The following is a 15,323-nucleotide window of genomic DNA, read 5'->3' as shown; positions in this document are numbered from 1 at the left end:
GAAATAGTCGGGTTAAAAATCTGTTTTTTTTTGATGCAATGATGCAGAAAGGTGTTAATCAATTGTATTTCAATAAAATACTCTGCATCACTCTTGCATCACTGCATCAAACTCATTTTGTTTCTTGCATCACTCTTGCATCAAACTTGACGTGTTTTTAGTTTGATGCAAACTTTGATGCAGTATAACTTGTTAATAAACAATAGTTTAATCTATTCTTGCATCATTGCATCAAATATTTTATAGAATAAATCTTTTTTAATGATGTAGTAACGTCCTCTACGTTCTATTTTAACAAATTCTCCATGAGATAAAAGCTCTATTCCTTGATAAGATTTTGTGTTGTTTTGTGGTTCAAAATCCCATTTCTTTAAAATCTTTCTTATTTCACTAGCAGATATTATTAGTTTTGGGTTTGTCTTGCGTAATAACAAGAGTAAATCATTGGGAGCTACGCAAATTTCATCCTCGGCAACCTTTTCAAAGCACAGGTTTAAAAGTTCTAAAAGTGAAATCTCTATTTTGTTTTTACTAATTAGCTTTAAAAGGGAAGCTGTAAGTATCTGTTTAGGTGTAAACCACATTCGGGTTTGTTGCGTGGTGTAATAAGGTCGTAGAAGTAAGTATTTGATGAAATAAGGAACTTCACTTGTTAGCTTCTTGATAAAGTGAACGTCTTCTGATTCAATAGGTTTAATCTTTCGAATCCAAAAACGTATTTCTTCTTCGTCTATTTGAATGAAATCATCCTCATTGTTAGAGCAAAGAATAAACTTGGCGAAAAACTCTATTTCCTGTCTGTCTTTTCCCTTTGCTTCAACTTTGTCTTTGTCAGTAGTAGAAAGGTACTTTAAACGCTCTGTAATCTCTTTCTTATCAAAGAATACTTCGTCTATGGCAACTAATAACATACTTGCCCAATCAGCGTTAAATTGAGAACCAAAAGAATCTCCTTTGATATAAGTCATATTGAGTCCAAAGATATTTTTAAGCCATTTAATAAAAGAGCTTTTTCCTGTTGCACGTTCTTTACTAACAAGGCACAATATTGGTAAGGTTTGCGTTGGCTTCTCATACAATAGCTTTAGATAGTCTAAACCATATTCGTATTGTTCACTTCCGAATATGTGCTTTACAAAGTGTAGTGAGTTTGGAATCAATTGTTCTAATTCATTTAAGTTAAAATCTTCTTCTATTGGTTTCATATTTAATTCATTATAGGTATTAAAAAAATTTTCTACGATTGGTTGATAGTTAAGATGGTCTGGAATACAGCAAAAGCCATCTAATTTTAAGACGTTCTCTAAGTAGGACTTTCCGTGATCTGATACAATCGTTTCACGAGTCCAACGCACCATTACTTTAACTTTATCACCTGATATCAAAGGTTTTTCGATGATTTTAAAGTAAGCAGTTCCTACTCGGATATAGGGTATATCTAAGCTCATATTTACTTGTGTTTTAATAATCCTTATCTTTATACGATAAGAGTTGAGTTATACTTTAATTGGATATTAAGGGACGATTTGCACAAGTTGTCCCTTTTATTTTTTAGCGAATAGTTCTAATGCCAAGTCAGCATCGACTATAATTTTTCTACCTCTTTGGATAATCGCTTTTTTGATATGACCTTCTTTCTTGATTTTATTAGCAGTGGTAATACTGCACCCAAGTAGGTCTGCTATACCACGTATTCCGTAAACATAACGCTTTGTAGATTGTTGCGTTTCTTGCGAAGTATTGAGTTCTTTAAAATCCTTTATAGATACTGTTTGTAATAACTGTAATAGTTCTTCTCCTGTCATTTGCCAAACTGGCTTTTCTTTTAATTCGCTTATATACATAGTTTTAGTTTTTAAATTATACGATTTTGTGATGTTCGAACAATTCAAAACTACGATGTGTGTAAGGTGGAGAGGGGGTGGAAAAACACACTTTATTGCACAAAAAAACCACTTTAGTAAAATTCTAAAGTGGTTCAAAGGTGGATTTATAAATTTTAAAGGCTTTTATAGTACTTTATTGTTTAAAAGCTGAATCAATGAGATTGCGATACTCTTTTAATGTATCATTGGCACTGCTACCTGTTATGTGTTTATACTTAGAGTCATAAGTTGCTTTCTTAATCTTAAATTCTTTTAATATTTGAGCAAACCACTTTTTCTTTAAACTTTTGTTTTCTATGTTATTATGTAAGCAATGAATTACATAAAAGAAAGTGTATAGAAAATCCTCTTTGATTTTTATTTTATTCACTGTATGTAAGATATTTATCTCTCTATAAAAATCATATTCTGATATATCTTCAATAAATTGATTGTTTACTATACTATGTAGTTTACTAATAAGTCCCATTGAAAATATAGGCTTGTCATTAATAAAAAGATAATCATTGTCATACATTTCATAGTCCTTAAAATTTGATTTCACATCTTTTAAAAGCCTTTTACTATGATTATATATCTCTTGGTGGTAGTCGTAGTTTAAAAAACCTATCTCTTTGTAAAAACTTGATTCAAAGTAGGTTTTACGTTCAGGCAATTCCGTTTCTCTATACAATTCCATTGTTAAATCATTATCTGACAAACTATTTTTATTTCTTTCTCGGTATTTCTTTAACCGAAGTCCATCTCTATCAAGATTAGTGAAGAAATCAGAATTTTTTTCATACAACTTAATTATTGTCTCCAAATTTTCTCTAACAATAGATAAAATTTCTTTTCTTTCTTGTGTGTCTTTTGCAGAATCAATTCGGTCTTTAAAATCAAACATTAAGATATTAATCATATATTGTCTATAAATATCTTGGGAATCGAAATTAAACGAATTTCCTGATGTGTTTAATTCTTTTTCCCACATCACTATTGTGTTATCAGTCATAAATCTTGTTAATTCTAATTGGGCATCTACTGTATTCATATCATATCAAATTTAGTCATTGCATTCGCTTTAATCGTATCAGCTACATCAATATAAGGCTTCATTGATTTGTAGTCTGAATGTCCTGTCCATTTCATTACAACCTGTACAGGTATCCCCAATGATAAAGCGGTACAGATAAATGTTCTTCGCCCTACGTGAGTGCTTAAATGTTCGTATTTGGGTTTTACTTCATCTATTCTTTCATTGCCTACATAGTAGGTTTCTCTAATCGGTTCGTTAATCTCTGCTAACTCTCCAAGTTCTTTTATGTAGTCATTCATCTTTTGATTAGAAATAACAGGTAGAGCCTTTCCTTTTTCAAAAGGTACATCTTTGTACTTCTCTAATATTGCTCTACTGTGTTTGTTTAATTCAACTCTCAGCATATCATTTGTCTTTTTGGTAACAAACTCAATAGCATCATTTTTAATGTCGTGTCTTGTTAGGCTAAAGGCATCTGAATAGCGAAGTCCTGTATAGCAACAGAAAAGCAATACATCACGTACACGTTCTAAGTACGACTTTGTGCCTAAATCCGTTGATTTAATCTGTTCGATTTCCTCTTGAGTTAAAAAGATTATCTTTTTAGATGTTTCCTTTAGTTTTGGTTTAAACTCTTCAAAATTATAGGTAATTGTATAATTGTTGTTTTTACACCACTTCAAAAACCACTTTACAAAACTAATTTGCTTTTCGATGGTGCTATTACGCATCTGTTTTTCAATGCGTAAAAATGAAACGTAGTCTAATAACGTCTTTTCGTTAATATCAGTAAACTGAAAATTGCTTTTGAAAGAAAAAAGATGTGAACGAACAGTATTAAACTTGGTGTAAGTAGCAGTTGTCCAATCATTGCGTTTACCACTACTTTTTACAAACTCGTCAAAAGCTGTAAAGAGATTCTTTTCTGTTGCTGATATGGTTTGTTTATCTGAGTAGCGTTTTATTTCATCTTTTAAGAGTTCAAAAGAAGGTACTTCGTTTTTCAATTCATACTCTTTAAAGATTCTATCAATCGTAGTAGATAGCTCCTGTATTGCTGTATTGATTTCGGAAGAGCTTTGTTTTAGCTTATTGGTACACCCATTGCGTACCTTTTCTTTTGCTTCATCCCATTTAGAAGCATCAATGCGGTAGCCTGTAAAGAGTTCTACACGGCCACCATTATATACCACTCTTGCACGAATTGGAACGTTCTCTGTGATTAATACACCATCTTTCTTTCTCTTTTCAATAGCAATAGTTATCTTTCTTTTTATAGTCATAGTTATTTGTAATAGCACCCAAATATACACCCAATTTTGATACTATCATATAGTATTTTAAGGTATTTAATCGACTTAATAAAAACATAACTACCAATAAATCAAAATAATAGTATTTTATCACACTCTATTTATATATGGGTTATATTCCCTCTTTCTCCGCAAATAAAACCGATAACTCTCGTTATCGGTTTTATTTTTGTCAAATTACCCTTGTTGGAATATGTAATCCCTCCAATTCACCCCTATCAAGTATTTTTCCAGAACATCAGGTTATAGTTTTATGTTGCAGTAATGTTTTTATAATTATAGGAAGTCCAAAATAATCATTATAAAATCTAATCTAAAGAGCTAAATACCTAAAAAACACTTTTAAAACTTTGAACCCCACAAAATCCCCCCCACAACGTATCTTGTTTTCATTTACCCCCTACCCTAACAAACAAATCCCTATTTTAGCAAAACAAAACCAACACCAAAAATGGACAAAAAAGCTAAAAACATCCTATTCAAAACCTATTGGAAAAGCGGATGGATAAACGTAAAAGACAGGCAAACAACCCCTGAAGACCTGGCCTATGCCAAGGCAAAAGGACTAATGTTTGCCCCCCTAACTATTTCCCACGATACCTGCTTAGACCTCATAGCCAATATACTCCCTACCATCTCAACACAACACGTAGCCAAAGCATTCCTAAGCAGCCTATCTACCAGACGCTTAGACTGGCGCTCTGGCTTAGCCTCTTACTTCATTGCTAAGCAACTAACGCCTCACAAATACACCAAGGCGATTAGCGGACAAAGTTATGATCAAAACGGAAACGTAACACACATAAGCTATACGTGTGGTATATGCAGAGATTTGAAATACGGAATTATTGGCGATGAACACTACGTTGATAAAGACTTAAACGTATTGAACTTTGAAAGAATAAAATGGGGCGGCGTAAGACACGGCGAACTTGTATACACCTTGTTTGACCTTCAACAACTGCAAGCGGCAGACATCCCAGAACCGACAACAGAGGACATCGATATTTTCAAAAATATACTAACGGCAATCGAAAATTCTCAACCCAACGACTATCCAAGTGCCTTAGAAAAAAACCTTGCGTCAGTTGTCAAATCAACCAAAGACGAACGCCAGATACTAATCGAAATATTAGCGTGTATCGACATCTTAAAACCGGCTTCTTATGACAGACCAGTGAAAGGAAAACACGATTGGACTTTTGTTACTTATTGGCGTGGAGAGGATAAGTACAATAAGGACGCTTTAAAGCAGTATTTCGGCAAATATATAGTCTAACCCTTTCTAAAGAAACTAATAGCTTACAGCGCATTTATATATCCCGCTTGCCACATTATAAGCAAATACCACATCTCAAGCAACGGTACTTGCTAAATAGACTGTTTGCCAACCTCAGTACGCTTTAACGCATAACCACGAAAAAGAATACTCCATTGGCAAATAGTTGTTCTTTCCTAAATCATCACCTAAATCACCACCTAAAGAAAGCCTTTAGCGACAAATAAATCCCTTGAATCACAGAACCCGTAAATTCCGCATCTTCTGTATTTTGAGATTTGCGTATCCCCCTCACCTTATACACATCTGTAGTTGACGTAATTTTAGCATCAAAGGTATTCTCATCTATAAAAGTTGCCTCTATTAAAAACGGCTCTGATTGATGAAAAGAAGAACATATAAATCCATTCTCAGTCATTACCCCATCAAAACCCTGAATACTTCCAGCCCCATACGCTCTGCCTATCACAGTTTGATTATTTCTGTATAAATCAAAGGTTTTCACTCGATCTATAGTATACCGAAGCAGTTCATTAGCATCACTTAAATCCTTTAATGTACCAAAGTCAAGCTCCCAAGTACCTGTAGGGGAAACATCAGTAGGCTTAGCTATTTGTGGAAAAGCAGACTCCTGTTTGTCCTTCTTTTCTACTACAAATTTGGCACGTTCTACTTTCGTATTAACACCATCTAAATATACTCCTGATACCGTATTTCCATTTCTAACCCCTCTAAACTCACTGTTTATCCCTGACTTAAAATGAACAGAATCTAAACCAGTATGCCCTTCACTTCCTTCTTGCCAATAACTCGAATGTGCTAATTCCGAACCACTAAATATGCGTACTTGTCGTACTCCCTCACTTCCTTCTACTCCAAATAACAAAGGGATATGCACGCCATCTTGTACAATAAAATGCCCTTGCCACACCTCATATCCGTATTGCCCTGCATCTCTTGGTTCCATCTCATAACTTTTAGAACAAGACGAGAAAAAGAAAGGGAAACTTGTCAACATAAAAAAGGGAAGTAATTTTTTCATAATAATCGTGTAAATTAGCTTTTAATAGCTTACTTGTAAACTTTATTTAAAAGTACAAAAAACTACCTTGACTACCAATAACGAACAACTAACACTAACTTCCCTCAACTCAAGCAACGTTACTAAATTTACTGTTTGCTAAACGCACTAATCTTTTAATAGAAGAATTTAATTACATTAGCGAATTGCCACTAACCTTCTGAATGTATGCTTGTTTACACAAACGGTTGGCTGGTATTAAACCTATACCAAATGAACGCAGAACAGAATTATTTAGAAATAAACCGACAGTCTTGGAACAACAGAACGGATACGCACTTAAAGTCAGAATTTTATAATCTTGAGGGATTCTTGAATGGAAAAACATCTCTAAATAAAATTGAACTGGACTTATTGGGCGATATCACAGGAAAAAAGATTTTACACCTGCAATGCCATTTCGGACAAGATACAATCTCGTTGAGCAGATTGGGCGCTAAGGTTACGGGGGTTGATTTGTCTGATAAAGCCATTGAAAGTGCCAAACAAATTGCGGCTGATACAAATGCTAACACGCAGTTTATTTGCTGCGATATTTACGATTTGCCAAACCATTTAGACGAACAATTCGACCTTGTTTTTACGAGTTACGGCACCATTGGTTGGTTACCCGACTTAGATAAATGGGCTCAGGTTATTTCCAAATTCTTAAAACCAAACGGACAATTTGTGTTTGTCGAATTTCACCCTGTGGTATGGATGTTTGATGATGATTTTGACAAAATTGGTTACAGATATTTTAATTCAGGAGCCATCGTCGAAACGGAAAACGGAACGTATGCGGATAAAGAAGCAGACATCTCTCAATCGTACGTTATGTGGAATCATAGCTTAAGCGAGGTTGTCAATAGTTTAATCCGCAATGGCATTGAAATTAACACCCTTGACGAGTTTGATTACTCGCCTTATAATTGTTTCAACCACACCGTAGAATTTGAACCTCATAAGTATAGAATAGCCCATTTAGACAACAAAATTCCAATGGTCTATGCAATTGTATCGACCAAAAAAGCATCCTATACTTTGTAGATAAAATCAGTACTGTTGAAACTTTTCACAACGTCAAATCCAGTATAAATACATCTCCTAAAAAAAGTCATTTGCTTCAAAAAGTATAAGGTACGTTTCTAAAATAACAAACAACCTCCTACCAAAGAGGTTGTTTTTTTTTGCTCCCTACTCCCCTTCACTCAAATTATCAAGCAGTTCACTAAACACAACCTTATTATCCATTAAATATCAGTAAATTAGAAGAAAAATAGACTACTATACAGCAATTTAACGCTTTTAAACTAACCTGTATTTATTGATAAAACGAGTAAATTATGCATACAAAATTCAAACTATTCTTAGGAGTAGCCGCTTTCTTTTTAATGGGCTTACAAACAGCCTCAGCTCAAATCTTTCAAACGAAGACGAACATTATCCAAAAATACGGTAGCGATTACACAGCGCATACTGCAAATGACAACACAAAGTATATTACATATAACGATGAAGTTGAAACCGAAGACAGAGGTACATTCACGCAAACGATAGCGATGTACTTTGTTGAACTTGACGACAAAACAGAAATGTGTTATATGTTTAAAATTTTTGTTCCTGAAACAGAAATAAATACGCTTAAAAGTTACATAAGAGAAAACTTAGTACAAACCGATACAGCAGAATGGAAAGACTATGACAACAAAATGTTGTACCAAATAACAACTGGAGCAGGCCTTTGTGTACTAACGGTTGTTTATAACGAAGATTAATATTTCAACCAACGGAATCATACACACTAAATCCAACCTATTTTTAGACGTTACCGCATTGTTTTGAGTAGAATTAAAAACAACCACAAATAACCTCAAGCACCACAAAACAACTATTGCTAAGCTAAATCCCTTACATAAATGAATACTACAACTTCAGAATACTTGAAGAAGCTTTAGAAAGAGCACTATAAATTAATCGCGTTTGATAAAACAGACAAAAAGTAAACCCTCTTTCGTTTGCCGTCAAAGCTCAAAACTCAAAAAGAGTGCATACCTTTACATTATAACCCAAAACTAATTCTCTATGAAAAAGCTTATTTTATTTGCAATTATCGCCACTACTTTTTCAGTTTTTAATCCCTTAAAAGCGGAAACTAAAACACCGATAGCAGTACAAAACAATACGCGAAAAGAATATGCTGAAGGATGGAAAAAAGGCTATTGTGAAGGCTGGAAAGACGTAAAAGGAAAACACGCTATTTGTCCTGCTACACCACATACTCCAGTTCCTGAAATGGGTAAAAAAAGTTACCAAGACGGGTACAATAGAGGTTTTAAAGCAGGTATCAAAGCCGCAAAACGATAATATGATTTACTAATATCACCGAAAGGAGAAACGACTTGTTTCTCCTTTTTTTATTACATTTTCAATATTTATAAAAAAATACTTCGATATCAAATATTATTTTTTCTTAATTTAGTCAAGATTAAACATTTAATAAGTTATTTAACTAAGAATCAAAAACAATATATTCTTGTCCAATCACAACAGATTGAAAGTATATAAAAAACGAAAACCCGATAGCTTGATAAATCAGGGGCTATCGGGAATAATGTATTACAAATTTAATGACTAATTTTATAACCACCTAATTTAAAATGAAATATATTGAATTTGAAGATATTATGTCAAAAGCAAGAATGCATCGATATCTTATTGCAACTGGTAATAACTCCAGAAAAGCAATGACTTTATATCGTAAAAATTTACGTCTTTCTCAAGAAATGTTTACAATAATAAGTTGTTTTGAAGTCGCAATACGCAATAAAATAAATGACCAATATACTACACAACATGGAAGTGATTGGCTAAAACATAGCGTAACTGCAAATGGTATTTTTACCTCTAAGAAATGCGCAAATACTAACAAAATAATTAGTAAATCATTAAAAAAACTAACTATATATACTCACTCAAAACTATTAGCAACACTTGATTTTGGTTTTTGGAGATATCTTTTTGCACAACCACAATATTATGCAGGAGGTCAAACTTTACTAAAAATTTTCCTATCAAAACCCAAAAGTACACCGACTATACAATACAATCAATCCTATATATTTAATCAACTAAAATTAATCAATGACTTTCGCAATAGAATTGCTCACCATGAGCCAATTTGTTTTCAACCTGGGAGTCAAAAAATTGACACTACAAATGCATTACAGCATTATAACCTTATAATTCAATTATTTCAATGGATGAATATTAATGAAAGCGCTCTTTTATATGGTTTAGACCACGTATCATCTTTGTGTAATGAAATTGACAATCTATAAACAACTCTAAAAAACGATAAATGGAACATAAAGTTTACGATAAAGCAAAATGGCATTACGGTTCAGCTACATTTCCTACAAGCTTACCCGTTGAAAACGGAGCTACACACATAGCCTTTTTTCTACGTTGGTGCATCGAAAACAACTTCATCGGAAAAGAAATTGCTAACGATACCCCTGACGATATCACGCAAATTAAAAGTGGAATAGCTGATTGCAGAGTCTTTTTGATGGATTACTTAGATGGTGTTTTAACCTCGGAAGACCTCAATACAAAAGGTCGCCTGTTTGCCAATGCCTACTACACAAGCACAAAGACAAAGTTTGCAAAGACCTACGGCTACTATTGTGCCGATGTAGACAACTGGGCACAAGCACAAAGCGAATTAGTTAAAAAGGGAAATGACGATGCTTACTTCTATATTGAAAACGATGAAAACACCTATGCCACGTTTAAAGAAATAATCAACAATCGCTATGAGGAATTTCTACAAATGAAAAAGAAATAGCCCCGATTTAATGACAAAAAACAACTCGAAAAGGCTAACCATACTCTGCTGCTTACTTCTTTTTGGACTATACATATTCACTAAATCGTATTTGAGAACCCTTCATTTTGATAGCGCTATAATCAAAATTATAATAGGCTCATTTTCCAATTTCACAGCAGCAACGGCAATTCCATTGGCACTATGTGTGGACTTATACAAGGCAAAAAGCATCTCAGAACTGACCAAATCAAATAGAACAATCTCTATTTTAATGGTCATCATAACCATAATACTAATATCAGAAGAATTCTTTCCGCTTGTTTCTGGCTCTAAAGTTTTTGATATTTGGGACATCGTATTCTCATTAATCGGAATGTTTTTATCCTTTGTGTACAAAGCTAAAATCACAACGCTTATAAAGAGGCAATTACCCATAACCCAAACACACCAATGATAGACAAGAATTTACATAAATTACAGCAGCAAATAATAGACGAAACAGACGGAAACAAATTCGCTAAACTCATCCAAAAGCTATTGAAAAAATACGCTACAGCAGAGAGAGAATACGTCTTAAACCTATTGACCACTTATGCACAAAGCGGACAAATAGTGCATTGGCGAAATTTCTTACTGACTGATATTATCAAACTTGTAGGTGATAGTGAAACCAACTGCATCCCCTTTTTCGAATGGTGTATCACCCAACCTGCATTGACCTATTGGGGAATTGACGGATTACTTAAAACTAAAGGAAAACAGGCGTATCCTGCACTAATCGAACTGATAAAAAACGAACAGATTGAGCTATCTGTCCGTGCTAAGGCTATCAAAAGTATCGCGATATACAGCAAGCAAGCGTTCGACCGAGAGTTGCCTAAAGACCCTGGATATTGGAAATTAGACAACCTAAGAATAACAGAAATAGAAACTTGGCAAAACAACGGTTGTCCTGACGGAGATGGTTATGCCGAACCTAAAACCCATCTTTCATTGCTATACCCAACAACGGAACTTGACAAAACAGCGGCTAAGCTCAACAATAAACTTGAAAAGCTAAGAGCCAAACACCAAGATTTGTCAAACCCTACCAATTGGCTGGTTATTGCTAATGAAACGGATATTTCAACGATTGAGAACAAGTGGCAACTACCCCAAAATTACCTGTTGTTTCTTAAAAACTTCTCGCCTTTAAATGTGTATATAGACAACAAAAAGTACTTTCAAGGCCTACATCTATATGGCGCTGGCGAACTACTAAGCAGGCAAGACGGATACGCTTTTAACCCTGTAACCAATCAACCAATTGCCGATTGGCCTACTAACTATATCGTCATTGCAGACGCTGGTGCTGATCCGTATTGCATTGATATCAATCAAATCACAGACCACGACGCTCCTATTTACACAAGTATGCACGGAACTGGGCAATGGGAGTTTGAATTATATGCGGATAGTTTTATTAACTTTTTAAAGGAAATCGCGGGGAAATAACCGCTATAATAGATAAGCAATAAGCACGAATTTTACAGTATGAGCGCTAACAAAAATCACCTATATTAATTATTAGGAGGTGCAAAACAAAAACAGTTATGAAAAATATAGACAGTATAAGCCCATTCAAAATAACGAATCAAACAACCGATTTTGGTTTACTTACAACTCTTTTAGCTGAAGTTGAAGTATCAACCAAAAATAGTATTTCAATAGATGACAAAACGTTGATGGCAAATTATATTTATAAAGAAAACGACACCTATAATTTAGTCTACACCCTCATTGACGCAAACGGAAATACGGAGAGTTTTATAGAAGAAGACGGCATATTACCTACCTTATTTTTAAGCCCTAATCAGGAGAATTACGTGTCGATTGTTCCCTACCATCCTACTAAAGAATTAGAAATTAGCATTCCTATTTTCAATAGAGAAAATACCGAATTACCAAAGGGCAACCGACCTTTTGAAGGTGATTTCATAGGTGTATCTAATCAGTTTTCTATCTTCTATGATGTTGATTTTTGGTCAGACACAAAACCAGACAAGATGCTGTCGATTGAATTTAAAAACAACCTGATAAAAAAGAAACATAATGTCAAGATTCCACTTCCAAGGAACAACAAAATATTCATTAACAACAATGAAATTCACCTGCTTACGGATAGCGGAAACACTTGGTTACACAGGCAAATTGACGAAAAAGGAAAAGAGCTAAAACAGCGTAAATTACAGTTAACCCAAGACAACTTCCACCAGATACTCAACCTATCGTTTACAGAAGACTCTCATTTAATAACACAAAAAAAAGGAAAAGTAAGCATTGAAAAAATAGACATACAAGGTAATTGCAGAAGCATTGATCTCATCGATATAAAAGATCCTTTTTACAATACGTGGCAACCTGTAAGCCTATCAGAAAACACGTCTATCACCCAATTCAACGGAGAGTTTGGCAACGGTTGGTTCACAATACAAAACGATCAACTCTTAGAGTTTTTTTACAGCAAAGGACAAAAGGGGTATAAGAATTTACTGACAAATGAAGTCTTACCTATGGACAGTGAAAACCTGGCTATTTCAAGTATAAACAAAACGAAACAGAACAGCTATGCTGTTGTATTTTACCCAATGACAGATCACCCAACTAAAAACAAAACGATCCTTGTTTTAAATCGCGTTGTGGGATAAAAATTTATGACACCTTGAGGTTAATATGACTACTATTTTAAAATAAGATAATAACTACTTTATTTTGCTAATAATTATAGCAGTAAATAACGCAGTAATAGTTTAAAATTCCGGATTTTAGTATATCTAACTTAATCAAATTATTATACTATGGGAATCAAACCAGGACCAAAAAGAATCGCTACCTCTACAGGTAAACCAGACAGGCGTCAAAGAGATAATAAAAGCACACCTGGTAACACACCTTCACTTAAACCGCATAAACATAAAAAAGGTGATTAGAAGTACAAAAAAAGCACTATTAATTAAATTAACAGTGCTTTTTTTATGCTATACATAGCTAATACTACTAACTAATACCAAATCCTCTAACCTTATTTTTTTTTTGGCAAATAGTCTGTAAACGCTCTATCCTCTGGTGAAAAACCTAAACTAATATTCTTTTGCAAAAGCAGATTAGCTAACTTAAAGAAATCATCAGGAGTAGTACTCCATTCTGTCAATATATCAATTACCTTTTCCATATCTTTCATTTTAGACATACGAGAGTCAGCTCCACGAGTTCCGTAACTAATATTACTCAATTCTTTTCCTGTCAGCATAATCGTTTTCATCTCTAAAATCACTGTTCTCATTTCCGTTTTTTTAGGCATAAGTGTCGTTAAAAACGATTGAATCCCATTATAAAACAAATCATAAGTCTTCTCTGGATCCTGTAATACATTTTCATCTAGAAGTGAATCCCATACATCACTCCCACTCTCTTTACCAATTTTAAACAACAATTGATCCTTCGAATTTTTCTGACTATCCGTAATTTGTCTTGCCTTAGAAATAAACTCTTCTATTTTCTTTTTTTCCAAACTCATCCTATAAATATTAAGCAGTTAGTAAATTTAATTTCTTTTTCATTTCAAGCACAGCTGCATCAATACTTCTCCTACCTACTGCATCAAATACAATATTCTTTAAAGCTGTTGTAGAACTTGGTAAATATTTAGCAAACCTCGGAAAATCTCTCGTTTGAATACTCTTATTTGCACTGTCCAAATAAACACCATATAACATAGAAGGATGCATATCTAAGCTTTTAGCTAACTGATTTATTTTCGCGCTATTATTAATCAAACTATCAAGAATTTCCATTTTATCCTTTGGCACAAAAATCTCTCTTGCAAATGCATCCGCATTATCTTCAGAAACAAATAAATCTCTATTCTCTATATCAGAAATATGGTAACTAGTTGTTTTTAGATAATCATAATCTTCTATCACATGATATAATTCGTGAAGTAAAGTAAACCATAATTTATAGTATTGTTTTCCCATATCAGTAATTACAATACAAGGTTTATCATTCACTATCATAGTCATCCCATACGCTTTGGTTTTAGTAATGTAAGACTGTACAATAACCGTAATTCCTAATTGAAATAAAACAAGTTGCACCTCACTAAACCCATCTTCTGTATCTTTTGTAAATGATTTAATGCGCTTTAAAAACTCAAACAACAACTCTTTATTAAACTCATTAGGATTATTGATCTTACGAAAACTTTCAATATTAGATTTAACCCAAAAATCCTGCATCATCTTTTCCTTTGTCGGATTTACAGCCATATTTGATTTACTAAAAAGGGGTGCTTTTATTGTAAAATCAGCATATTCAGTAATACTTTTATAACCAAAATACCCACACAACTCCTCTTCAATCTTGTTGTATTCATTTACACTACTAATAACCTTACTAGCTTTTAACTCCGCCAAATCAAAATTATCTAATAGAAAAGCCACTTTCTTTGCATAGTCTAAATACACTTCCTCATCTTCCTTCGCTTGTAACAAGAACCCTTCTAACAAACTTTCACTACTAATATCTAATAACCTGGCAATTCTAATTGCATGACTAACCTTACAATCTTCCCCTTGTAAAATTAACTTCAACGTTTTTCTATTTATATTCAAAATCGTTGCCAATCCTGACTCAGAAAGATTATTCTCTACCATATAATGACTCAACATTTCTCCAATTGTTAAGTCTGCATATTTATCATCCGATAAAAACTCTTTTAAAACCCTCACAAGCTGTCCATTTGAGGACAAATATATTAAAAATAAACGAAAAAAATCAGATTATATTGTCCCAAAAAGGACAATAAAAATAAAAAACATATAAACAACCTTTTAAATAGTTCACATTTCCATTGCTCATTTTAATATAGAAAACAAAGAGAGCAAACCCACTTAT

Annotated in this window: 17 protein-coding genes; 9 read left to right on the top strand and 8 right to left on the bottom strand. The window is 33.5% G+C overall.

Annotated elements, in window-relative coordinates:
• Positions 1-212: 212 nt before the first annotated feature.
• From GQS07_RS08680 to GQS07_RS08665, 4 genes are all read right to left on the bottom strand, one after another.
• On the bottom strand, positions 213-1,448 hold the full coding sequence (locus GQS07_RS08680; protein WP_006260873.1) for a primase-helicase family protein: 1,236 nt from the start codon (positions 1,446-1,448) through the stop codon (positions 213-215).
• 96 nt (positions 1,449-1,544) lie between these two features.
• The gene (locus GQS07_RS08675) at positions 1,545-1,844 is read right to left on the bottom strand and encodes a DUF3853 family protein (protein ID WP_006260872.1); all 300 of its coding nucleotides are present in this window, start codon (positions 1,842-1,844) and stop codon (positions 1,545-1,547) included.
• A gap of 175 nt (positions 1,845-2,019) precedes the next feature.
• Positions 2,020-2,919, bottom strand: coding sequence for a hypothetical protein (locus GQS07_RS08670; protein ID WP_006260870.1), 900 nt, complete (start codon positions 2,917-2,919; stop codon positions 2,020-2,022).
• Positions 2,916-4,187 (bottom strand): site-specific integrase, encoded by a 1,272-nt coding sequence (locus GQS07_RS08665; protein WP_006260869.1) that lies wholly within the window; start codon positions 4,185-4,187, stop codon positions 2,916-2,918. The genes GQS07_RS08670 and GQS07_RS08665 overlap by 4 nt, the downstream gene beginning before the upstream one ends.
• 598 nt (positions 4,188-4,785) lie before the next feature.
• Between GQS07_RS08665 and GQS07_RS08660 the strand changes: the two genes are divergently transcribed.
• Entirely contained in the window at positions 4,786-5,496 is a 711-nt protein-coding gene (locus GQS07_RS08660; RefSeq protein ID WP_233269250.1) for a hypothetical protein, read from the top strand.
• A 193-nt stretch (positions 5,497-5,689) separates the two neighbouring features.
• Here the strand turns inward: GQS07_RS08660 and GQS07_RS08655 are convergent, their stop codons facing one another.
• Positions 5,690-6,538 carry a hypothetical protein gene (locus GQS07_RS08655; protein ID WP_158210461.1) on the bottom strand — a complete coding sequence of 283 codons (849 nt, stop codon included), beginning with the start codon at positions 6,536-6,538 and terminating at the stop codon, positions 5,690-5,692.
• 252 nt (positions 6,539-6,790) lie between these two features.
• Here GQS07_RS08655 and GQS07_RS08650 point away from each other — a divergent pair, with 252 nt between their 5' ends.
• The 5 genes from GQS07_RS08650 to GQS07_RS08630 all read left to right on the top strand — a co-directional run bounded on the left by GQS07_RS08650 (position 6,791) and on the right by GQS07_RS08630 (position 10,406).
• Positions 6,791-7,606 (top strand): class I SAM-dependent methyltransferase, encoded by an 816-nt coding sequence (locus GQS07_RS08650; protein ID WP_158210460.1) that lies wholly within the window; start codon positions 6,791-6,793, stop codon positions 7,604-7,606.
• Between the two features lie 296 nt (positions 7,607-7,902).
• Positions 7,903-8,334 carry a hypothetical protein gene (locus GQS07_RS08645; protein WP_158210459.1) on the top strand — a complete coding sequence of 144 codons (432 nt, stop codon included), beginning with the start codon at positions 7,903-7,905 and terminating at the stop codon, positions 8,332-8,334.
• 307 nt (positions 8,335-8,641) lie between these two features.
• Positions 8,642-8,923: a hypothetical protein gene (locus tag GQS07_RS08640; protein WP_158210458.1), complete on the top strand. Its 282-nt coding sequence runs from the start codon at positions 8,642-8,644 to the stop codon at positions 8,921-8,923.
• Positions 8,924-9,216: 293 nt separating this feature from the next.
• Entirely contained in the window at positions 9,217-9,897 is a 681-nt protein-coding gene (locus GQS07_RS08635; protein ID WP_158210457.1) for an Abi family protein, read from the top strand.
• Between the two features lie 20 nt (positions 9,898-9,917).
• Entirely contained in the window at positions 9,918-10,406 is a 489-nt protein-coding gene (locus GQS07_RS08630) for a hypothetical protein (RefSeq protein ID WP_158210456.1), read from the top strand.
• Between the two features lie 102 nt (positions 10,407-10,508).
• On the opposite strand, the gene GQS07_RS08625 is transcribed toward GQS07_RS08630, so the two are convergent.
• Positions 10,509-10,742, bottom strand: coding sequence for a hypothetical protein (locus tag GQS07_RS08625; RefSeq protein ID WP_158210455.1), 234 nt, complete (start codon positions 10,740-10,742; stop codon positions 10,509-10,511).
• Positions 10,743-10,838: 96 nt separating this feature from the next.
• Between GQS07_RS08625 and GQS07_RS08620 the strand changes: the two genes are divergently transcribed.
• The 3 genes from GQS07_RS08620 (at position 10,839) to GQS07_RS13815 (ending at position 13,357) form a co-directional block, all read left to right on the top strand.
• The gene (locus GQS07_RS08620; RefSeq protein ID WP_158210454.1) at positions 10,839-11,882 is read left to right on the top strand and encodes an SMI1/KNR4 family protein; all 1,044 of its coding nucleotides are present in this window, start codon (positions 10,839-10,841) and stop codon (positions 11,880-11,882) included.
• Positions 11,883-11,980: 98 nt separating this feature from the next.
• Entirely contained in the window at positions 11,981-13,075 is a 1,095-nt protein-coding gene (locus GQS07_RS08615) for a hypothetical protein (protein ID WP_158210453.1), read from the top strand.
• Positions 13,076-13,225: 150 nt separating this feature from the next.
• Positions 13,226-13,357 (top strand): hypothetical protein, encoded by a 132-nt coding sequence (locus GQS07_RS13815; protein WP_262885439.1) that lies wholly within the window; start codon positions 13,226-13,228, stop codon positions 13,355-13,357.
• Between the two features lie 92 nt (positions 13,358-13,449).
• Here GQS07_RS13815 and GQS07_RS08610 read toward each other — a convergent pair whose 3' ends face one another.
• Entirely contained in the window at positions 13,450-13,944 is a 495-nt protein-coding gene (locus GQS07_RS08610) for a hypothetical protein (protein WP_158210452.1), read from the bottom strand.
• A 10-nt stretch (positions 13,945-13,954) separates the two neighbouring features.
• A complete protein-coding gene (locus GQS07_RS08605) occupies positions 13,955-15,157 on the bottom strand; it encodes a hypothetical protein (protein WP_158210451.1) in 1,203 nt (400 codons plus the stop codon).
• Positions 15,158-15,323 lie beyond the last annotated feature (166 nt).

Source organism: Myroides phaeus (genome assembly GCF_009799805.1).
GTDB lineage: Bacteria > Bacteroidota > Bacteroidia > Flavobacteriales > Flavobacteriaceae > Flavobacterium > Flavobacterium phaeum_A.
The sequence above is the reverse complement of the archived record's forward strand: the minus strand, read 5'-3'. Positions and strand labels throughout refer to the sequence as shown.